The organism is Paenibacillus sp. 2TAB19 (assembly GCF_052115185.1).
Lineage (GTDB): Bacteria > Bacillota > Bacilli > Paenibacillales > Paenibacillaceae > Pristimantibacillus.
Window position 1 is genome coordinate 13,625 of sequence record NZ_JBFRGE010000071.1, and the last position, 20,423, is coordinate 34,047.

Annotated in this window: 21 protein-coding genes; 1 reads left to right on the forward strand and 20 read right to left on the reverse strand. The window is 52.0% G+C overall.

The window, feature by feature from the left end; genetic code table 11:
* Positions 1 to 134: 134 nt before the first annotated feature.
* The 4 genes from AB4Z33_RS24220 to rplS form a co-directional block, all read right to left on the reverse strand.
* Entirely contained in the window at positions 135 to 749 is a 615-nt protein-coding gene (locus AB4Z33_RS24220; RefSeq protein WP_442052365.1) for a ribonuclease HII, read from the reverse strand.
* 24 nt (positions 750 to 773) lie between these two features.
* Positions 774 to 1,661 (reverse strand): ribosome biogenesis GTPase YlqF, encoded by an 888-nt coding sequence (gene ylqF / locus AB4Z33_RS24225; RefSeq protein ID WP_442052352.1) that lies wholly within the window; start codon positions 1,659 to 1,661, stop codon positions 774 to 776.
* A gap of 31 nt (positions 1,662 to 1,692) precedes the next feature.
* A complete protein-coding gene (gene lepB, locus AB4Z33_RS24230) occupies positions 1,693 to 2,406 on the reverse strand; it encodes a signal peptidase I (protein WP_442052353.1) in 714 nt (237 codons plus the stop codon).
* Between the two features lie 96 nt (positions 2,407 to 2,502).
* Positions 2,503 to 2,844 carry a 50S ribosomal protein L19 gene (rplS, locus tag AB4Z33_RS24235; protein WP_307204005.1) on the reverse strand — a complete coding sequence of 114 codons (342 nt, stop codon included), beginning with the start codon at positions 2,842 to 2,844 and terminating at the stop codon, positions 2,503 to 2,505.
* A 215-nt stretch (positions 2,845 to 3,059) separates the two neighbouring features.
* Here rplS and AB4Z33_RS24240 point away from each other — a divergent pair, with 215 nt between their 5' ends.
* Positions 3,060 to 4,490, forward strand: a complete 1,431-nt coding sequence (locus AB4Z33_RS24240) for a CAP-associated domain-containing protein (RefSeq protein WP_442052354.1) — start codon at positions 3,060 to 3,062, stop codon at positions 4,488 to 4,490.
* A 78-nt stretch (positions 4,491 to 4,568) separates the two neighbouring features.
* Here the strand turns inward: AB4Z33_RS24240 and trmD are convergent, their stop codons facing one another.
* The 16 genes from trmD to fapR all read right to left on the reverse strand — a co-directional run bounded on the left by trmD (position 4,569) and on the right by fapR (position 20,294).
* On the reverse strand, positions 4,569 to 5,321 hold the full coding sequence (gene trmD, locus AB4Z33_RS24245) for a tRNA (guanosine(37)-N1)-methyltransferase TrmD (protein WP_442052355.1): 753 nt from the start codon (positions 5,319 to 5,321) through the stop codon (positions 4,569 to 4,571).
* A 3-nt stretch (positions 5,322 to 5,324) separates the two neighbouring features.
* The gene (gene rimM / locus AB4Z33_RS24250; protein WP_442052356.1) at positions 5,325 to 5,849 is read right to left on the reverse strand and encodes a ribosome maturation factor RimM; all 525 of its coding nucleotides are present in this window, start codon (positions 5,847 to 5,849) and stop codon (positions 5,325 to 5,327) included.
* A gap of 150 nt (positions 5,850 to 5,999) precedes the next feature.
* A complete protein-coding gene (locus tag AB4Z33_RS24255; RefSeq protein ID WP_307204001.1) occupies positions 6,000 to 6,230 on the reverse strand; it encodes a KH domain-containing protein in 231 nt (76 codons plus the stop codon).
* Positions 6,231 to 6,258: 28 nt separating this feature from the next.
* The gene (gene rpsP / locus AB4Z33_RS24260; protein ID WP_337098823.1) at positions 6,259 to 6,531 is read right to left on the reverse strand and encodes a 30S ribosomal protein S16; all 273 of its coding nucleotides are present in this window, start codon (positions 6,529 to 6,531) and stop codon (positions 6,259 to 6,261) included.
* A gap of 56 nt (positions 6,532 to 6,587) precedes the next feature.
* Positions 6,588 to 7,964 (reverse strand): signal recognition particle protein, encoded by a 1,377-nt coding sequence (gene ffh / locus AB4Z33_RS24265; protein WP_337098822.1) that lies wholly within the window; start codon positions 7,962 to 7,964, stop codon positions 6,588 to 6,590.
* On the reverse strand, positions 7,951 to 8,352 hold the full coding sequence (locus AB4Z33_RS24270; RefSeq protein WP_337098821.1) for a putative DNA-binding protein: 402 nt from the start codon (positions 8,350 to 8,352) through the stop codon (positions 7,951 to 7,953). The genes ffh and AB4Z33_RS24270 overlap by 14 nt, the downstream gene beginning before the upstream one ends.
* Positions 8,353 to 8,495: 143 nt before the next feature.
* Entirely contained in the window at positions 8,496 to 9,497 is a 1,002-nt protein-coding gene (gene ftsY / locus AB4Z33_RS24275; protein ID WP_442052357.1) for a signal recognition particle-docking protein FtsY, read from the reverse strand.
* A gap of 51 nt (positions 9,498 to 9,548) precedes the next feature.
* On the reverse strand, positions 9,549 to 13,124 hold the full coding sequence (gene smc, locus AB4Z33_RS24280) for a chromosome segregation protein SMC (protein ID WP_442052358.1): 3,576 nt from the start codon (positions 13,122 to 13,124) through the stop codon (positions 9,549 to 9,551).
* A 357-nt stretch (positions 13,125 to 13,481) separates the two neighbouring features.
* Positions 13,482 to 14,189 carry a ribonuclease III gene (gene rnc / locus AB4Z33_RS24285; protein WP_442052359.1) on the reverse strand — a complete coding sequence of 236 codons (708 nt, stop codon included), beginning with the start codon at positions 14,187 to 14,189 and terminating at the stop codon, positions 13,482 to 13,484.
* Positions 14,179 to 15,420 (reverse strand): beta-ketoacyl-ACP synthase II, encoded by a 1,242-nt coding sequence (gene fabF, locus AB4Z33_RS24290; RefSeq protein ID WP_442052360.1) that lies wholly within the window; start codon positions 15,418 to 15,420, stop codon positions 14,179 to 14,181. The genes rnc and fabF overlap by 11 nt, the downstream gene beginning before the upstream one ends.
* 182 nt (positions 15,421 to 15,602) lie before the next feature.
* Positions 15,603 to 15,836 (reverse strand): acyl carrier protein, encoded by a 234-nt coding sequence (locus tag AB4Z33_RS24295; RefSeq protein WP_053375686.1) that lies wholly within the window; start codon positions 15,834 to 15,836, stop codon positions 15,603 to 15,605.
* A 139-nt stretch (positions 15,837 to 15,975) separates the two neighbouring features.
* Positions 15,976 to 16,725 (reverse strand): 3-oxoacyl-[acyl-carrier-protein] reductase, encoded by a 750-nt coding sequence (gene fabG, locus AB4Z33_RS24300; protein WP_442052361.1) that lies wholly within the window; start codon positions 16,723 to 16,725, stop codon positions 15,976 to 15,978.
* 22 nt (positions 16,726 to 16,747) lie between these two features.
* Positions 16,748 to 17,677 (reverse strand): ACP S-malonyltransferase, encoded by a 930-nt coding sequence (gene fabD, locus AB4Z33_RS24305; RefSeq protein ID WP_442052362.1) that lies wholly within the window; start codon positions 17,675 to 17,677, stop codon positions 16,748 to 16,750.
* A gap of 51 nt (positions 17,678 to 17,728) precedes the next feature.
* Positions 17,729 to 18,715 (reverse strand): beta-ketoacyl-ACP synthase III, encoded by a 987-nt coding sequence (locus AB4Z33_RS24310; protein WP_442052363.1) that lies wholly within the window; start codon positions 18,713 to 18,715, stop codon positions 17,729 to 17,731.
* A 9-nt stretch (positions 18,716 to 18,724) separates the two neighbouring features.
* Entirely contained in the window at positions 18,725 to 19,714 is a 990-nt protein-coding gene (gene plsX, locus AB4Z33_RS24315; protein WP_442052364.1) for a phosphate acyltransferase PlsX, read from the reverse strand.
* Positions 19,698 to 20,294, reverse strand: a complete 597-nt coding sequence (gene fapR / locus AB4Z33_RS24320; RefSeq protein ID WP_442052366.1) for a transcription factor FapR — start codon at positions 20,292 to 20,294, stop codon at positions 19,698 to 19,700. The genes plsX and fapR overlap by 17 nt, the downstream gene beginning before the upstream one ends.
* Positions 20,295 to 20,423: the final 129 nt, after the last annotated feature.

Here is a 20,423-nt window from a genome sequence, read left to right on the forward strand (position 1 = left end):
CGCAACACATGTACCCTATATATCGGCTGGCAAGCTTCTTCCGTGTAGGTTTTCCAATCAAAAACGCCTGCCGCTTGTAGTGGCAGCAGTTGCCAAGAACAAGAAGACAGGCGTTCGTATGTACAATGGTCGCGTTATACAAGCAGTTGCTGCTGCTCTGCAAAGAGCTTGCCGAGAAACGTTCGACGATGGAGCGGACTCGCGCCATACTCAAGCAGTCTCTCCCGGTGAAGCTTCGTTGCATAACCTTTATGAATGGCAATTCCGTATTCCGGATAAGCTTCCTCCCACTCACTCTGGCAAAGTCTGTCACGCGTTACTTTTGCGACGATAGACGCTGCCGCAATGGACTGGCTAGTCGCATCGCCTTTAATAATCGATTGCTGCGGAAGCGGCACGTCCACCTTCTCCGCATCGATTAGCAAATAATCAGCCGGCATCTCAAGCGATTCCACCGCCAGCTTCATGGCCAGCCTTGCCGCTTGCTTAATATTGATTCGATCGATCGTCTCCGCATCGACGCGCGCAACGGACCAAGCGACAGATTGCCGCAAAATAATGTCATACAGCATATCGCGCTTCTTCTCAGAAAGCTTCTTAGAATCGTCAACACCGTCAATGATGAGACCGGGAGGCAAAATAACTGCGCCGGCGACTACATCGCCGAATAAGCAGCCTCGCCCCACCTCGTCCACACCTGCAATGGTCTTGTATCCGTCGCTCCATAAAGCTCGTTCAAACTGCAGCATCATATTGTTTCCCCCTAGCCCCGGCTAGTCGTTTCTTCCAGGCATATCATCATACGGCGCTTCAAGCGTAATCCGGCCAAGCTTTCCAGCTCGCAGATCGCGCAAAATAATGCCCGACGTTTTCTCCAAGTCTACTCGCCCGCCACCAATCAAGCAGCCTCTGCGACGTCCAATGTCTTCCATGACTCGTACGATTTCATCCGAATCCTGAATATCCTTCGGTGGCGTGTCCAGTCCGTAACGTTCGCTAATCGTCGGCCAATAACGGTCAACCAGCTCCCGAACGGCGAAAAACGCAATATCATCAACGTTCAATATTTGCTCTTTAATTGCTCCTGTCATCGCAAGTCGATAGCCAACGAGCTCATCCTCGAACTTCGGCCACAAAATGCCCGGCGTATCGAGCAGCTCAATATCGCCGCCAACGCGAATCCATTGCTGCCCCTTCGTCACGCCTGGGCGATCGCCCGTTATCGCAATATTGCGGCCAGCGAGACGATTAATGAGTGTCGACTTGCCGACATTCGGAATGCCGACGATGAGCGCTCTAATCGCGCGCGGGTTCATGCCTTTCGCGATTTGGCGGGCAATCTTCTCATGAAGAATTTGCTTCGCCTTCACGGGAATGTCGCCAATTCTTGTGCCTGTCGACGAATCGACCGCTACGCATTCATGACCTTCATTGGCAAAATATTGCATCCAGCTTTCCGTTGCTTTCGGATCTGCAAGATCTGACTTGTTAAGCACGATAAGACGCGGCTTATTGTTCAGAATATCGTCGATCATCGGATTACGACTGGAGATCGGCACACGCGCATCGAGAAGCTCGATTGCGATGTCGATTAATTTGAGCTTGTCCTGTATCTGTCTCTTGGCCCGCGTCATATGACCGGGAAACCATTGAATCGTCATTCCTTCACCTCAAACCTCAATCAAACTTCTGTTACTTCGTCCAATGTTTAATAAACTCAAGCTTGTTCAGCGGCCAGAAAATAATATCCGCACGGCCTACGATCTCTTCGTCTCTTACGAAGCCGATAAACCGGCTGTCCGTACTGTTGCTGCGATTGTCGCCTAGCGCAAAGATCGTGTTCTCTGGTACCGTCGCTTCTGTTACTTGGCTATTCGGGAAGTCGGTATTAATACCAGGCTCATTATACAATTCGCCTCTTGCATGAGCTTCTTCGATCGCTTCCTTAATATACGGCTCTTCGATTTTTTTATCATTAATATATAGATCGTCACCTTCAAGGCGAATGACATCGCCCGGGACGCCGATTACGCGTTTAATGAACTTGCGGTGCTGATCAGGCACGTCGAACACAACGACCTCACCAAACTTAGGCTCACGAATCGAATACAATATTTTATTAACAATTAGCCGCTCGCCCGTCTCGAAATTAGGCTCCATCGAGGGACCATCGACAATAAAAGGCGAGAACAAAAATTGCCGTATAATAAACACAAGCACTACCGCAATGACGAGCGCTTTAATCCATTCCACGATTTCCTTATAAGCGCCGCCCTTCTTAACCGATCCTGTTCCATATGTAACAGCACGCCCCGGGAGCGGGTTCTGCCCATCCTCACCAGCTGTATGCTTCATTTCATTGCTGTCATCATTCTCTGAAACACCATTGTTCTTCTGTAAGTCCATCTGTCCCGCCCTCTTTCCTTAAGCGTTGTTAAGTAAGTATAGCTGCAAAAAAACGAAGAGGAGCTTGTTTGCGCAAGCCCCCCTTGTTTGTTCATCTTAACGAATCTCTTTAATTCTGGCAGCTTTACCGCGCAGACTGCGAAGGTAGTACAGTTTCGCACGACGTACTTTACCACGGCGAGCCACTTCGATTTTTTCGAGTTTTGGCGAGTGCAGCGGGAAAGTTCTTTCCACGCCTACACCGTAAGAAATTTTGCGCACTGTAAAAGTTTCGCTAATTCCGCCACCGCGACGTTTGATAACAACGCCTTCGAACAACTGAATACGCTCACGAGTACCCTCGATAACTTTAACATGTACTTTCAAAGTGTCGCCTGGACGAAAGTTTGGAAGATCTTTGCGCAATTGCTCTTGTGTAATTGCTTGTACGATATTCATTTAAAATTTCACTCCTTCCACCATAGACGTTCATAGAAGCTCGCCGGATTCCATTGAATCGGTTCATCACTGCTAGCGGACCGCCCGATATACGAACAACATTAAAAATTTTATCATACCTAAAAAAATATATCAACTTGTTTTTCCGACGGTCACAATCATGTATACTTGTACGTATAATATATTGACAAAATACGACAGAAACGAGGTGCAAAATGCTCCAACAATTATGGAAATCCAAACCGTTCCTCAAAGCGGGCGTCGCCATGATCGTCGCAAGTTCGATCGCTGCCTACGCTCCCGGGGAACCTGCCTTTGCTGAAAGCGTTCCGTTCGTCGATACGAACGGTCACTGGGCCCAACCCTATATCAGCTGGGCGGTAGACGAGCATTTGGCATCGGGTTATACGGACGGCTCGTTCAAGCCGAACAGGCCCATCAGCGAGCCCGAATTTCTATCGATGCTTCTGAGGTCGTACGGGCTTCCGACGCAAACGCAATCGTCAGAGGCCTGGTATACGCCTTATTATGACTATGCAGGCAATCTAGGCTGGCCTGTTACTTATGTCACATCGAACGATTCCTTTCGGCGCGGACAAGCCGCCTTGCTCATCGCCACGGCCGTCGAAGGCAAAGCCTTTACGGAAACAAGCGCCGTCGCATGGATATTGGAGGAAGGCATCTCCAACGGGCGAACTTCCGCTACCGTCGCCGGCTTCGAAGGGAACGGCTTGCTTACGCGAGCAGAAGCACTGACTTTCTTTTACAAGCTTAAGGAGCACAGCGCTTCTTTATCCAGCACCAAAATTGCGCAGATCGGCTACTCGCTAGGCGGCATAGCGATCGGCGATAACGCCCAAAAGGTCACGCAATTGCTAGGCAACCCCGCTAGAAAAGAAGCAAGCGGATACAACTTTGCATGGCATATTTACAATACCGACAAAAGCTACAAACAATATCTTATGATCGGTATGCAGAACAACAACGTTGTAGCACTATTCTCGGGTTCTAAGTCGGTGTGGCAAGCTAAGACTGGCATTGTGCCGGGTATAACGATCACCGAAGCGAAGACGAAAACTGGAACTGTTGAGCAAGCTGCCGCTCATGACGACTATTATGAATACATTTCAGAAGGTGTTCATACAACCCTTTTCATTGACCGCAAGGACGGAAATAAAATAAGCGGAATGCTGCTTGTTGACTCCGCAAACATGAACGCTAATTTCTCCAAACCTTCCGAGGCGCTCCAAGCCGCGCTCGAGCAGCAAAGCTTTGACCTCACGAACGCCGAACGAGCGAAGCGGGGTATCTCCCTATTGACATGGGACAAGCTGGCCGCCGCTTCAGCCCGCTCGCACAGTGTCGATATGGGGAGTAGAGATTTCTTCGCCCATWCGAACCTTAGCGGCAAATCGCCATTCGACCGCATGAAAGCAAATGGCGTCCGCTATATGCTGGCATCGGAAAATATAGCGGCAGGTTATAACAACAGCATTTACGCCCACTACGGCTGGATGAATTCCGATTCCGGTCACCGAGAGACGTTGCTGAACAGCAAGCTGGAGAAGCTCGGCACAGGTGTCGGCTTCGGCAACTCTAACAGTACCTATAACATCTATTATACCCAAGATTTTTATACGCCATAATTAGATCATTTTCTAAAAAAACAACAAGCTGCTATCGGTTGCAATCTACCGAACGCAGCTTGTTGTTTTTGTTGCCTCTTATGCTTTCCACTTGATTCCCTCTTGCGCGGCAGCCTCTTTAAGAAACTTGCGCTCCTTGTCCGACAGCTCTGCGTGCTCCAGCAGATCAGGACGGCGTCGTAGCGTACGCAGCAGCGACTGCTGACGTCTCCACACGACTATGTTGGCGTGATGCCCGGACAACAGGATATCGGGTACTCCCCAACCTCGGAACTCAGCTGGCCTCGTATAATGCGGATACTCTAATAAACCGGTGCTGTATGAATCCGTTACCGCGGACGTTTCATTGCCAAGCACTCCTGGAAGCAGCCGAACAACGCTGTCGATGACGGTCATCGCTGGGATCTCTCCGCCTGTCAACACGTAATCGCCGATCGAGAGCTCGTCCGTAACCAGATATTCGCGTATACGCTCGTCATAGCCCTCGTAGTGGCCGCAGATAAGCACGATATGCTCTTCGGCTGCAAGCTCCTCAGCCTTCTTCTGCGTGAAGGTTTCTCCCTGCGGACACATCAAGATGACGCGAGGCTTCACATTAGGAGCAAGCTTCAGATCCTCTACTGCCGCAAAGACTGGTTCTGCCTTCAGCACCATACCGCCGCCTCCGCCATATGGGTAGTCGTCTACGGTATTGTGTTTATTGTTCGAATAATCGCGGAAGTTGATCGCCTGCAGAGAGACAATGCCTTTATCCTTTGCTTTACCCAGTATGCTCGCACCGAACACGCCTTCGAACATTTCCGGGAACAACGTCAGCACATCAATCTTCATTCCTTAGATCAATCCTTCCATCAGCTTAACCGTAACGATCTTCTCAGCAACGTCAACTCGAAGCAGCACGTCATCAATAACCGGAATAAGGATCGGCTTGCCTGCTCCCTTCGGGCGTTCTACGACCCATACATCGTTCGCTCCAGGGCTAAGTATTTCAGTAATCGTGCCGAGCTCCTGACCTTCATCCGTCTTCACCAGGCAGCCGATAATTTCGTGGTAATAATATTCGCCTTCATCCAGCTTGCCTTGCTGGTCCTCCGATATTTTGAGCGCCCAGCCTTTGTACTTCTCCACAATATTAATATCGTCGAAACCGGCCAGTTTTAAAATATATACGTTTTTGTGCGCTCTTGAGCTTATGATCTTCACTTCAAGGGAAGTGCCTTTTTCTTCATCCTGAAGCAGCAGCTTGCTGCCAGGTGCGAACCGCTCGTCCGCGAAGTCCGTCTGCGACAGCACCTTGACCTCGCCTTTAATGCCATGCGTGTTAACGACTTTGCCTACCGTTAAATATTTTCCGCTCATTGTGACCAGCCTTTCGCCTATATGTATATATGTATTATACATGAAAAACGGCTTCGTTCCACGTCGAGCCCGCGGAAGGAAGCCGTCTATGATGTCTCCCTAAAATGGAAAAGGGTTAGGACTGTTCATCCTAACCCTCGCATGCGTGTATTATGACATGATATCGACGACGACGCGCTTCTGCGATTTGACGGAAGCTGAAGTCACAACTGTACGCATCGCTTTCGCAATACGTCCTTGTTTACCGATAATTTTACCGATATCCTCAGGGTGAACCGAAAGCTCGTAAATCGTATTGCGGTCATCATCCTTCACGTTCACACGCACTTCCTCCGGATGATCCACCAAAGCCTTCGCTATGACAAGAATTAATTCTTTCATCTCAAAGCCCTCCGCTGTTCAACCGTTATTATTTTTGAAGTTTAAGCTCGTGGAACTTTTTCATGACACCAGCTTTGGAAAGCAGGTCGCGAACAGTGTCAGAAGCCTGAGCACCAGTTTGCAGCCATTTCAACGCTTTCTCTTCATCGATCTTAACTTGAGCCGGTTGTGCAACCGGATTGTAAGTACCGATTTCTTCAATAAAACGTCCGTCACGCGGCGAACGGGAGTCCGATACAACAACGCGGTAGAAAGGTGCTTTGTGAGCGCCCATCCGTTTCAAACGAATACGTACTGCCATTAGAATTCACCTCCTTCGAAAAATAAACGTTTCGTATATCTGCTATGCAACCCGCATTAGAACGGGAACTTCATATTTTTGCCGAGCATGCCTTTGAGCCCTTTCTTGCCGCCTTTAGGCCCTTTCGGTCCCATCATCGACGAGAACTGCTTCATCATTTTCTTCATATCATCGAACTGCTTAATCAAACGGTTCACTTCAACGATCGTTGTACCGCTGCCCGTTGCGACGCGCTTGCGACGGCTATGGTTGAGCAGCTCAGGCTTCTGCTTCTCTTCCTTCGTCATCGAGCGGACAATCGCTTCGACGCGGCCGATCTGCTTCTCGTCGATCTTCATATCCTTAACGCCCTTCATCTTGTTCATGCCGGGCAGCATATCCATAATCTGATCGAGCGGGCCAAGCTTGCGCACCTGAGCCATCTGTTCCAGGAAGTCGTCAAACGTGAATTCCGCCGTGCGCATCTTGCGTTCCATCTCTTTGGCTTGATCCGCGTCGATTCCGGCTTGCGCCTTCTCGATCAACGACAGCATGTCGCCCATGCCGAGAATACGCGATGCCATCCGCTCCGGATGGAACGGCTCAAGCGAATCGATCTTCTCGCCCATTGCGGCGAACTTGATCGGACAGCCTGTTACAGCCTTAACCGATAGCGCCGCGCCGCCGCGAGTATCGCCGTCAAGCTTCGTCAGTACAACACCTGTAAGCTCGAGCTGCTCGTGGAAGCTTTGGGCTACGTTAACGGCGTCTTGACCCGTCATTGCATCGACTACGAGCAGCACCTCATCAGGCTTAACGATCTGATGAATGTTCTTAAGCTCTTCCATCAGCGCTTCGTCAATATGCAGACGGCCCGCTGTATCGATAATGACGTAATCGTTATTGTTTTCCTTCGCGAACTGCAAGCTTTGACGAGCAATCTCAACTGGCGATGTCTGATCGCCAAGAGCGAATACAGGCGCATTAATCTGTTCGCCGAGCACTTGAAGCTGCTTAATTGCCGCCGGGCGATAAATATCGCACGCAACGAGCAACGGCTTGTGATTGCCCTTCTGCAGCAGCTTCGCTAGCTTACCGGACGTCGTTGTTTTACCTGCGCCCTGCAAGCCGGCCATCATGATGACAGTCGGCGGCTTGTTCGCTTTAGCAAGCTTGCTTTGCGTACCGCCCATTAATTCCGTGAGCTCTTTATTTACGATATCGATGACGACCATGCCGGGCGTAAAGCTCTTGGATACGTCCAAGCCCAAAGCCTTTTCCTTCACCTTGGCGATAAAGTCCTTCACGACTTTGAAGTTAACGTCCGCTTCCAAAAGCGCCAGCCGCACTTCGCGCATCGCTTCGTTCAGATCGTCCTCGGTTACTTTCCCCTTACCCCTCAGCTTGCTGAATACATTCTGAAGCCTATTCGATAAGCTCTCAAATGCTGCCATGAACCGTCACCTCCTTCTCTAGTCGATTATCCGCCGCCCTGAACGCATCAATCACATTCACTAGCGCGGCTCTTGCTGTATCATCTATTACTAAGCTCATTACACTCTTCTCCAGCTGTTCGGTTAGCTTCAGCAGCGTTTCATGCTTTGCAAGCAGGTTCAGCTTGCTTTCGTAGCCTTCGAGCGCTTGCTCCGCTCGCTTCACGTTATCGTATACGGCTTGACGGCTAATGCCGAATTCCGCAGCGATCTCGCCCAGTGAGAAGTCGTCGTGAAAATAATATTTGAGAAACGTCTGCTGCTTCTCGGTTAGAAGCGGCTCATAAAAGTCGAATAGCAAATTAACTCTGGTAGTCTTCGATAAGGCGTCTGGTTCATTTGCTTTCATCCCCTTCGCCTCCCGATTCCTAACTTCACTATTACGCTATCAGCAAGCCGTCAAGGCATTCACCTTTACAGCATTGCAACGACTCTTATCATACATGACGCCATGGGCGGCTGTCAAGCTTTTGTACTTGTCACCAAAATGAATTATTGACCAGCCTGCGCTTCCTCTTCTTCGCGCTGAATTAAGCCGGCGAACAGCGCATGCACGAACTGCTCGGAATCGAATTGCTGCAGGTCGCCCATCTTCTCGCCGAGACCAACAAGCTTCACCGGCAGATTCAGCTCGTTGCGGATTGCGATGACGATGCCGCCTTTTGCCGTACCGTCAAGCTTCGTCAGCACGAGGCCGGTTACGCCGCTTTTCTCGCCGAACAGCTTCGCTTGGCTAAGCGCGTTCTGTCCCGTTGTCGCGTCGAGAACGAGCAATACTTCATGCGGCGCATCAGGCAGCTCGCGCTGGATAACGCGGAATATTTTGTTAAGCTCTTCCATCAGATTCGTCTTGTTCTGAAGACGTCCGGCTGTATCGCACAGCAACACGTCGACGCCGCGCTGCTTAGCCGCTTGAACGGCATCGAACATGACGGCTGCGGGATCGGAACCGGATTGCTGCTTAATGACGTCAACGCCTACGCGCTGTCCCCAAACTTCAAGCTGCTCGATCGCTCCGGCACGGAACGTATCGCCGGCAGCCATCAGAACGCTCTTGCCTTCGCTCTTGAACTTATGCGCAAGCTTGCCGATCGTCGTCGTTTTGCCGACGCCGTTCACGCCTACGAACAGAATAACGGTAATGCCGCTGGAAGCCATCCGCAGTGCTGATTGGTCGTCGCCCTTCATCAGACCGATCAGCTTCTCTGAAAGAATTGGCTGCAGGTCGGATGCATCCTCGATCTTGCGCTTCTTCACCTCTGCGCGCAGCTCGTCGATAAGCTGCATAACCGTATTAACGCCTACGTCAGCGCCGATCAGAATCTCCTCAAGCTCCTCGTAGAACTCCTCGTCGATTTTTTTGCGGCGCAGAATAAGCTCTTCGACCTTCTCGACGAAAGCGGTACGCGTCTTGGTGAGGCCTTCCTTAAATATATTCGTAACCGCTTCTGTCTTCGATGCAATGCTTTCCTTCAGCTTCTTGAAAAAACTCATTCTCTATTTCCTCCATCCTAAGCATAGGGGCCATTCTTTATTTCTACGTATCTACGCCGAAACCGGTTCTTCTTCTTCCAGACGCACCGACACCAGCTTCGATACGCCGCCTTCCTCCATCGTTACCCCGTACAGGACGTCAGCTTCTTCCATCGTGCCTTTGCGGTGCGTTACGACGATGAATTGCGTCAAACCGGAGAATTCGCGTAAGTATTGGGCAAAACGAGCTACGTTCGCCTCATCCAGCGCAGCTTCTACTTCATCGAGTACGCAGAAAGGCACGGGCTTCACTTGCAAAATGGCGAACAACAGCGCTATCGCTGTGAGCGCCCGCTCACCGCCAGATAGCAGTTGAAGGTTTTGCAGTTTCTTGCCTGGCGGCTGAGCTACAATATCGATGCCCGTATCGAGCACACGGTCCGGCTCTACTAGTACAAGATCGGCGCGTCCCCCGCCGAACAGCTTCGCGAATACGACGACGAAGTGGCCTCGAATCGCTTCGAATGTCGTCTTGAACCGCTTCGACATCTCGTCGTCCATCTCGCGAATAACTTGATACAGCGTCGTCTTCGCTTCAATAAGATCGTCCTTCTGCTCCGACAGGAAGTCGAAGCGCTCCTTCACGCGCTCGTATTCATCGATCGCGCCAAGGTTCACTTCACCGAGTGCCGTAATCTGACGCTTCAGATCACGTACTGCCGTCTGCGTGCCAAGCACATCCTCCGGCACCGGATACTGCTCCTTCGCCAATTCAAAGCTAAGCTCGTATTCTTCGCTTAGCTTGCGAAGCAGGTTATCAAGCTCTACGTCGAGCCTATTAGCGGCGATTTCGGTCTGCCGCATTTGTTCTTCGACTGCTCTAAGCTGAGCGCGCTGCTCCTTCGTCTCGCTCTCGCCTTCCTCAATTTCCTGGAAGCGCTGCGAGCGCTCGGCACGCTTCAGATCCGTCTGCTCCGCGCATTGCTGCTTCTTAATGCGCAGCGCATTAAGCTGCTCGATCTGGCGAACCGACTCCTCGCCATGACGAGCCAGCTCCTCATCCTGCTGCTCGGACAACGAGCGCAGGCTGGCAAGCTCTTGCTTCGCCCGCTGAATGTCCGCGCGCACCCGCGTCGCTTGATCATCGAATGATTGCTTCTCTTGATCAGTCTTCGCTGCGGCGATTTTAATATCGGTAAGCTGCCCTTGCAGCTCCTCCTTCGCGAACTCGCTTGCTTTGCGCCGCTCCTCTGCCAGACGAATCGCTTCTTGCAGCCTTGCTTCATCTATTACGAGCTGCTCTAACCGTTTCTCGGCAGCTGCCCCAGCCGCTTGCAGCGTCTCCAGCTCATTCTTGTTCGTGCTGCGATCAGCCGTATGCAATTGCTGCTGCTCGTCCAAGTTCTTCGCTTCATTATTTAATTGCTGGAGCTCGGCGCGAATTTGCTGCTCTTCAATTCGGCATTGCTCAGCCTTTGCACGCAGCTCTTCCATGTTATGCGAGCGAATAGACTGTTCCTTGCGCAGGTCGCTTAGCTTGTCCCGCAATTGTTCAACCGTAACTCTTGCATCAGCTATCTCTTGGTCGAGCGCTTCGATCTGACGCTGTCTGCCAAGCAGGCTTGCGCCTTTCTTCTGCAAGCTGCCGCCTGTCATCGAACCGCCGGCGTTCACAATATCACCGTCCAGCGTAACGACACGGTAGCGGTATTGGCACTTGGACGCGATGCGATTCGCTTGCTCCAACGTCTCGGCGAGCAATACGTTGCCGAGCAAGTTGTTCACGATCGCTTCGTACTTCTTGTCGCTTCCTACAAGATCGGCTGCGACGCCAATGAATCCTTCGACTTCGGATGCGATCCGCTTATCATGCTCAGGCACTTGCCGCCCGCGAATGACATCGAGAGGCAGGAATGTCGCTCTGCCGAGCTGTCTTTGCTTCAAGAAGCTGATTGCCGCGCGAGCCGACTTCTCATCCTCCATAACGACATGCTGGAGCGCTCCTCCGAGCGCCGTCTCGACAGCTGTCTCGATCCGCTCCGGTACGCGCACGAGCTCAGCGACCGCTCCATGAACGCCGGATATGCCGCCTGAACTGCGGCGTGCAGCCTTCAGCACTTCCTTAACGCCGTGCATGAAGCCATCAAGCGCATCCTGCATTTCTTTCATCGTGTCGCGACGCGAAATATGGCTGTCCAGCTTCTGATCCCACTTGCGAATGGCCATCGTCACTTCATCGATTGTCTGCGTATTCGACTTCGACTGCTCCGACTCCGCTATCGATTTACTGCGCGCTTGCTCCAGCTGCTCCAGAGTCGCTTGCAGCGCTTGCTGCAATTGTTCTCTTCGCTCGCTTACGCGGGTCTGCTGCTCCGACCATTTGGACTCGTCCTCGCTCATCCGCTCCATTCGGCGCTGCAAAGCCTCTTGCTGCTGCGCAGCATAACGAATTTCGTTGCGGCTCTGCGCCATCGAACTAAGCACCTCAAGCAGCTCGCTCTTAAGCGTCTCCTCTGCATCGGGAGCCGTTCCGCCGGCAACGCCGAGCAGCCGGAACTCTTCTTCCTTCATCTTGGCGCGCAGATCGGCAAGCTCCAGCTCCAATGCCGCAGCTTTGCTTCGGAATTCGGCTTCTTCCTTCGTCAAGGCGCCGATACGCGCATCTTGCGAAGCAATCGACTCCTCCAGCTGCCGCTTATTCTGCTCCAAGTTACGAAGACGTTCCTTAAGCACCTCGCCGTAGCCTTCACACTTCTCGAAATCTTCGCTGATTTGCAGCATTAATTCATGCAGCTGATCCAGCGTCGTCTCCAGTTCGCGAAGCATATGGCGATCCTTCTCCAGGTGAGCGTCATGCGAGCTTACGATCGTCGACAACTGCATCTGCTCATTCGTCAGCTTCTCGAGCTTGCCGCTCGCTTCCGTCCACGAACCGTGAATCTGCTCGATATTATGTACGTACATGGAGATTTCTTTGTTTTTCAACTGTTCTTTAAGCGCCTTGAAGTGGATCGCCTTCTCCGACTGCTTACGGAGAGGTTCAACCTGATCCTCAAGCTCGGTGACCAGATCGTGAATCCGAAKCAGGTTCTGCTCCGTCTCATCCAGCTTCTTCTGTGCCTCGCGCTTGCGGGATTTATATTTGACGATACCCGAAGCCTCTTCGAAAATACCTCGGCGATCCTCGGAACGCGTACTCAATATCTCCTCGATTCGGCCTTGTCCGATAATCGAATACGCTTCCTTCCCGATGCCCGTATCCATGAACAGCTCGGTAATATCCTTCAGCCTGCATGGCTGCTTATTAATTAAGTACTCACTGTCGCCGCTTCGATGAACCCGGCGGGTGACCGTTACTTCATTATATTCGAGCGGCAGCGCGCCATCCGCGTTATCCAGCGTCAGCGATACCTCACCGTAGTTGACCGCTTTGCGGGCGTCGCTTCCGGCGAATATGATGTCTTCCATCTTGCCGCCGCGCAAGCTCTTCGCGCTCTGCTCGCCCAGCACCCATCTGATACCGTCGGAAATATTACTCTTGCCCGAGCCGTTCGGCCCAACAACAGCCGTAATGCCGGTAACAAATTCCATTTCCGTGCGATCGGCAAATGATTTAAAACCTGATAATTCAATCCTCTTCAGAAACATGGTTTGGCTTTCACCTCACCCTACATTGTACCACAACTGAGTGCCATCCGTTAACCATATCGGCGGACAAAATGACAGATGCAGCTAAGTCCTTTGAGCGGAATACTGTCCTTACCTCTTGAGTGGATTTTGTGCAGTCAAAAGACTAGATATGAGACTATATCAGAGTTTGATTGGATTTTGCACAGTCAAATGGACGGTGAAAGGCTGCTGTGTGTTAAAATGTAGGTTTTGACTGCATGTTTTCCACTCAAGCATCACTTAACAGGTGATTGGGACCGATTAGAGTGTATGAAATACAGGCAAACGAAACACCCCTCGGAAGACGCGGCCTCCGAGGGGTGTTCTATTATCGTTCTATGCTTGCTGCTCTTGCGATAAGTTGCGCCATGCCTCAGCAGCCGCACGTTGCTCCGCTTCCTTCTTCGTCCTGCCCGAGCCGATGCCGAATCGCTCGACACCGAGGTATACCTCCACGACAAACTCCCGATCGTGAGCAGGGCCGCGTTCCTCTACGATCCGATACTCGACCGGACCCAGTCCATGATGCTGCGAGCGTTCCTGCAGCTTGGACTTGGCATCCTTCACAAGCAGACCATAGTCATTCGAATCAATGAACGGGAACATATGCTGCTGCAGGAAGCTTCGTACCTGCTCAATTCCTGCATCGAGGAAAATCGCGCCAATGAACGATTCGAACAAATCGGCGAGCAGCGCTTGACGCTGCCGTCCGCCCAGTTGTTCCTCTCCGCGACCGAGCAGCACATGCGCTCCAAGCTCCAGTCGTTCAGCGAACTGTGCTAAGGAAGGCTCGCATACAACCGATGCGCGCATTCTCGTCAGCTCGCCTTCCGGCCGCTGCGGATAGGTCATGAACAAGTACTCCGACACCAGCAGCTGCAGCACCGCGTCGCCGAGAAACTCCAGCCGCTCGTTGTCCTTCGTCTGTGCACCCTTGTGCTCATTCACATATGACGTATGGGTAAAAGCCTGTTTCAGCAGCCGCGGACGTTTAAAATGGAGCTGCAGCCTCTGCTGCAGCTCCATAAAGGAATCACGCTTCATAAACTTTCATCACGATCGTTGCGTTATGGCCGCCGAATCCGAATGAATTCGACAGTGCCGTCTTCACATCCGCTTTGCGCGGCGTATTAGGCACATAATCCAGATCGCACTCCGGATCTTGGTTATCCAAGTTGATCGTTGGCGCAATAATACCGTTCTTGAGGGTAAGTCCAAGGATGACAGCCTCTACGCCGCCGGCAGCACCGAGCAAATGACCTGTCATCGACTTCGTCGAGCTTACGGCTACTTTATAGGCATGATCGCCCAGCGCCTTCTTGATCGCCTTCGTCTCCGAACGGTCGCCTACCGGCGTCGATGTGCCATGCGCGTTGATGTAATCGATCTCCGAAGGCTCAATACCCGCATCCTTAAGCGCTTTGGTCATGCAGCGTGCCGCGCCATCCGGATCCGGCTCTGTCATATGGTGAGCGTCGCCGCTCATGCCATAGCCGATAATCTCCGCATAGATCTTAGCGCCGCGTGCTTGCGCATGCGCAAGCGATTCAATGACCAATACGCCTGCTCCCTCGCCCATTACGAAACCATCGCGATCGACGTCGAACGGACGGCTTGCCTTCTCCGGCTCTTCGTTGCGAACCGACATCGCGCGCATCGAGCAGAATCCCGCCATGCCAGTCGGACGGATCGTTGCTTCCGCGCCGCCGCAGATCATGACATCAGCATCGCCGCGTTGAATGAGCTTGTAAGAATCGCCGATCGAATGCGTGCCCGTCGCACAAGCGGTAACCGCCGTGCTGTTCGGACCTTTCGCACCCGTCAGCATCGATACTTGGCCGGAGGCCATGTTCGCGATCATCATCGGAATGAAGAACGGGCTGACACGCTTAGGGCCTTTCTCAAGCAAAATATTGTGTTGATCTTCCCACGTGCCAAGACCGCCGATACCAGAGCCGATCATAACGCCAACGCGTTCTGCGTCGATGCCCTCTCCGATCTTCAAGTCCGCGTCTTTAACCGCCAATTGGCTGGCTACAGCCGCGAACTGAACGAAACGGTCCATTCTGCGCGCTTCTTTTTTATCTAAACCGTAATCTTCAGGATTAAAGTTTTTGATCTCTGCGGCAATGCGCGTCGGATATTCGGAGAAATCAAATGCTTCTACAACGGAAACCCCCGACTTTCCTTCAAGCAAATTGCCCCAAAACTGTTCCAAATCAGAACCTAATGAGGTCATAACCCCCATACCGGTAACTACAACTCGTTGTTTCATTCGCTTCACCTCTACGGACAGCAATATGGATGACCAAGCATGCGTCATCTTTATATTTATATAAAAGCTATAACGCTAAGTATAATTGTTAGGAATAAGCCCTCAGGCCTTGTGATCACGCGTCGTTTGAAAACGGTTAAGATGGAGAGAAGTCCCGTTTGTTATAACGGGACTTGTCCTTCTTAGGTATGAGATTGTATGTATTTAACAACTTCTCCCACCGTTGTGATTGTCTCTGCATCTTCATCAGAGATCTCCATATCAAACTCGTCTTCCAGCTCCATGACCAATTCAACGACATCAAGAGAGTCAGCGCCGAGGTCATCTTTAAAGGAAGCTTCCAGCGTGACTTCCGCTTCGTCTACGCCAAGGCGGTCGATGACGATACGTTTTACACGATCTACTACTTCGGACATCCGGTTCACCTCCTCCATGGTATTATACGAGAATTAAAGATAAAATGCCATACGTAACCGTTTTAATTGAATCGGAAGCGGATTTCACCGTCTCTGGCGGCGAGGGCTAACGTTTCGTGGTTGCGGCATTAAGGCTGCTTTACATGTACATGCCGCCGTCAACATGGACGGTCTGGCCTGTCATATATGCAGCGGCGTCCGAAGCCAGGAAGCGAACCGCGTTCGCAATATCTGACGCGTCGCCTAGACGCGCAAGCGGGATTTGTCCAGCAAGYGACTGACGCATTTCCTCAGGCAGCTTGTCCGTCATTTCGGTCTGAATGAAGCCTGGCGCCACACAGTTGACCGTGATGCCTCTTGAAGCGAGCTCGCGCGCGCTTGCCTTCGTTAGACCGATAACGCCTGCTTTGGCAGCCACATAGTTTGCTTGCCCGGGATTTCCAAGCACGCCAACAACCGAAGAAATGTTAATAATTCGGCCGGAGCGCTGTTTCATCATCGAACGGGTGACAGCTTTGATACCGTTGAACACGCCTTTGAGGTTCGTTTCGATCACTTGATCGAACTCTTCTTCCTTCATTCGCATAATAAGATTATCTCTTGTAATGCCAGCGTTATTCACCAAAATATCAACAGCTCCCAATTGCTCAATAACTTCCTTCACCATCGCGTCGAATTCATCGGCTTTGCCGACGTTCGCTTTCACGATGACAGCGCGTCTGCCGAGCGCTTCAACGGCCGCTGCCGTCTCCGCCGCTGCCGCTTCGCTGCCGGAATAATTGATCGCAACATCCGCTCCCGCTTCAGCAAGCGCAATGGCAATTGCTCTGCCGATTCCGCGGGATGCTCCCGTTACGAGCGCTTTCTTGCCTTCCAGACTGGCAAACATAAACTATCCCCTCCGTTTGGCGTTAATTGAGTTGCAGCGCATCAAGCGCAGAGATGCTATTCACCGAAATGATGCGTACATTTTTGTCAATCTTCTTGATCAGACCGGCAAGCACCGTTCCAGAACCGATCTCGACGAACGTATCTACGCCCTGCTCGATCAAGTAACGAACGCTGTCTTCCCATAGAACTGGCGAGTAGACCTGCTCTACCAACAGTCCGCGAATGTCGCTTGCGCTTGTCACTTCACGCGCCGTTACATTAGCAACGACTGGGATTGAAGCATCTCGCAGCTCTACGCTTGTCAGCGTTTCGCCAAGCTTCTCTGCAGCAGGCCTCATCAATGAAGAGTGGAAAGGACCGCTGACATCAAGAGGAATGACGCGTTTGGCGCCAGCTTCCTTGCCGCGTTCCACTATGGCCTGAACGCCTGCTGCCGTACCGGATATGACAATCTGGCCCGGACAGTTCACATTGGCAAGCTCCACAGCCATGCCTTCGGACGTCACAGACGCACAGAGCGCGGCAAGAGCATCACGTTCAGCGCCCAGCACGGCAGCCATTGCGCCTTGACCGTTCGGGACCGCTTGCTCCATGAACAAGCCGCGTGCGCGAACCGTGCGAATCGCGTCCTGGAACGACAATGCGCCAGCTGCGACAAGTGCGCTATATTCGCCAAGGCTATGTCCGGCAACATAATCGGCTTTAAAGCCGCGACCTTCAAGCGCTTCAAGCAAAGCAATGCTGACAGCGAGAAGTGCCGGCTGCGTGTTAGCCGTCTGTTTCAAAGCCTCTTCAGGTCCTTCAAAAATAATTTCGCTAAGCTTGAAGCCTAATGCTTCGTCCGCTTGCTCGATAATCGCCTTCGAATGATCGTAAGCGTCGTACACGTCTTTGCCCATGCCAACGGCTTGAGCGCCTTGTCCAGGAAATACGAATGCTGTTTTGCTCAACTAAATTCCTCCTAAAAGGTTTGCGTATGCAAACCTAACTTCGAAAGCATATTACCACACGAGTACCGATGCGCCCCATGTCAGGCCGCCGCCGAAGCCTACAAGCACAAGGCAATCGCCTTGTTTCACGCGACCCTGCTCTACGGCTTCTGCCAGCGCGACCGGAATCGAAGCGGCCGACATATTGCCGTATTTGTCCAAGTTGATCATTGCTTTCTCTTCGGACAGATCCAAGCGGTTAAGCGCCGAGTTAATGATGCGAATATTCGCTTGATGCGGCACAAGAAGATCAATATCTTCCTTCGTCATGCCGGCCTTCTGCAAAGCGTCCTCCGCTGCGCTGCCCATGATGCGCACCGCGAACTTGAACACGTCGTTGCCTGCCATATGAATGAAATGCTGCTTAGCCGAGATGCTCTCCTCTGAAGCAGGAACGCGCGAGCCGCCTCCGCATACTTTAAGCAGGTCGCCGCCGCTGCCGTCCGCTCCAAGCTCGAACGAGCGGAAGCCTCGTCCTTCCTCCACCTGCCCGAGGACGACTGCGCCAGCACCGTCGCCGAACAGGATGCAAGTATTGCGGTCCGTGTAGTCCGTAATGCGTGATAATGTCTCTGCGCCGACCACAAGCACATGCTTGTACATACCAGTAGCAATCATGTTCGAAGCAGTAGCCAGGCCATAAATAAAGCCTGAGCACGCAGCCGACAAGTCGAACGCGGCTGCCTTCTTCGCGCCAAGCTTATCTTGCAGCAAGCAAGCCGTCGATGGGAAGAACATATCCGGCGTAATTGTCGCGACGATGATGAGATCAATGTCTTCGGCCGTAAGACCTGCGGCAGCAATTGCTTTTCTTGAAGCGTGCAGCGCTAGATCCGACGTCGCTTCCTCTGCGGAAGCGAGACGGCGCTCCTTAATGCCCGTGCGAGTGACAATCCACTCGTCGTTCGTTTCAACCATTTGTTCCAATTCTTGATTCGTAAGAATTCGTTCCGGAACATATTTACCCGTTCCTATAATGCCTACAGGATATAAACTCATAACACACACTCATTTCCCGTTGATTTCATCTGCGATCGATTCAATCAATTGTCCTTGAATCGCTATGCGTGCTTGCCGGACTGCATTTTTCACAGCGAYAACATCGGACGAGCCGTGACATTTCACGACGAGACCGTTCAAACCGAGGAGCGGCGCTCCGCCGTGCTCCTTATAATCCATCTTATTTTTCAATTGACGCAAGCGCGGCATCATAATCGCTGCCGCAAGCTTTGTCAGAAGCGTCTGCCCGAATGCACCCTTAAGCTCGGTGAAAATCGCGCCAGCCGCGCCTTCCATCGCTTTTAACATAATATTCCCCGCGAAGCCGTCGCATACGATGACATCGCAGTTGCGCGTAAGCACGTCTCTTGCCTCGACATTGCCAATGAAATGAATCGGAGCTTGCTGAAGCAAATCGTAAGCAGCCTTCGACACTTCATTGCCTTTCTTCGCTTCCGTGCCGACATTCAGCAAGCCGACTCTCGGCTTCTCCACGCCATGCACTTTCGAGCGATAGATGCTGCCCATTATTGCGTATTGCAGCAAATGCTCCGGTTTCGCATCCATATTCGCACCCAGATCAAGCGCCAGCACGCCCAGGTTATCCATCGTCRGCATCATAGGCGCGAGCGCCGGACGCTCAATGCCGTCCATTCGGCCAACGACGAGCAATCCCGTCGCCATCAGGGCACCGGTATTGCCGGCCGACAGCATAGCGTCAGCTTGTTTCTCGCGAACGAGCTGGCCTGCTACGACCATCGACGCGCCTTTCTTACGGCGCACCGCCTTAACAGGCTCATCATCCGGGCCGATCACTTCATCGGCATGACATATTGTAATATTAGCAGGCTTAGAGCCGCCAATCAGCTTCTCGATTACGGCAGTGTCTCCAACGAGCAGAAGCTCCGTATCGGGCCACTCTACCGCAGCCTCCAAAACGCCTTGCACGATTAAGCCAGGGGCGTGATCTCCCCCCATCGCATCAATAGCGATCCGCATGTTCGTCTCCTCCTTCACTGTTTGCAGCACCCGCGGATCTGAATATAACAAAGTTCCCTTGGAAAACCATCTCGTCGGCCACGTAAGTGAACAGCTCCACCTTCGCTTTGTTCCGCTCGCCCGAGATAGATCTCACATAAGCTTTGGCTATACATTTCTCACCGAGCTTAACAGGACGTATGAACCGAATGTCCGCCGTTACAGTAAGGGCAATCTCATCGTTGATTACGGCAACCGCAAGCGAGTTCGCCTGTGCGAACACATGATGACCGCGCGCGATGCCCGTTCTGGAGAATACATGTTCTTCCCGAATCTCGAATACCGAGATACCGCTCTTATCGAGCTCCAAATCAACGATGTCGCCGATGACCTCATGCAGCGGCAACGAACGGACAGAATCGTATGAGCGTTCTGCCATCAGCTTCAATMGTTCCCTCAGCTCAGGGATACCAAGCTCCATACGATCTAAACGGATCGTCTGAATGCTGACTTTCAGCTGGCGAGTAAGCTCCCGATCGGTGATGAAAGGATTTTCTTCTATAAGTCGGGCAAGCTGCTGATGCCGCTGCCGTTTGGGCATTCGTTCGATGTCCGGCACCGCCTTTTTTGACAAAAATAGTGACCGCATGTATAGATGGCCTGATCGCAGACACAGCACCGCCATAGCTTGCTTGGTTTGCGATTAGTATATGTATGAAAGCAGATATTA

Coding starts and splice junctions, on each gene's coding strand:
- AB4Z33_RS24220 (WP_442052365.1), bottom strand. CDS start 749: ATGCTGCAGTTTGAACGAGCTTTATGGAGCGACGGATACAAGACCATT.
- ylqF (WP_442052352.1), bottom strand. CDS start 1,661: ATGACGATTCAATGGTTTCCCGGTCATATGACGCGGGCCAAGAGACAG.
- lepB (WP_442052353.1), bottom strand. CDS start 2,406: ATGGACTTACAGAAGAACAATGGTGTTTCAGAGAATGATGACAGCAAT.
- rplS (WP_307204005.1), bottom strand. CDS start 2,844: ATGAATATCGTACAAGCAATTACACAAGAGCAATTGCGCAAAGATCTT.
- trmD (WP_442052355.1), bottom strand. CDS start 5,321: ATGAAGATTGATGTGCTGACGTTGTTCCCGGAAATGTTCGAAGGCGTG.
- rimM (WP_442052356.1), bottom strand. CDS start 5,849: ATGAGCGGAAAATATTTAACGGTAGGCAAAGTCGTTAACACGCATGGC.
- AB4Z33_RS24255 (WP_307204001.1), bottom strand. CDS start 6,230: ATGAAAGAATTAATTCTTGTCATAGCGAAGGCTTTGGTGGATCATCCG.
- rpsP (WP_337098823.1), bottom strand. CDS start 6,531: ATGGCAGTACGTATTCGTTTGAAACGGATGGGCGCTCACAAAGCACCT.
- ffh (WP_337098822.1), bottom strand. CDS start 7,964: ATGGCAGCATTTGAGAGCTTATCGAATAGGCTTCAGAATGTATTCAGC.
- AB4Z33_RS24270 (WP_337098821.1), bottom strand. CDS start 8,352: ATGAAAGCAAATGAACCAGACGCCTTATCGAAGACTACCAGAGTTAAT.
- ftsY (WP_442052357.1), bottom strand. CDS start 9,497: ATGAGTTTTTTCAAGAAGCTGAAGGAAAGCATTGCATCGAAGACAGAA.
- rnc (WP_442052359.1), bottom strand. CDS start 14,189: ATGAAGCGTGATTCCTTTATGGAGCTGCAGCAGAGGCTGCAGCTCCAT.
- fabF (WP_442052360.1), bottom strand. CDS start 15,420: ATGAAACAACGAGTTGTAGTTACCGGTATGGGGGTTATGACCTCATTA.
- AB4Z33_RS24295 (WP_053375686.1), bottom strand. CDS start 15,836: ATGTCCGAAGTAGTAGATCGTGTAAAACGTATCGTCATCGACCGCCTT.
- AB4Z33_RS24310 (WP_442052363.1), bottom strand. CDS start 18,715: ATGAGTTTATATCCTGTAGGCATTATAGGAACGGGTAAATATGTTCCG.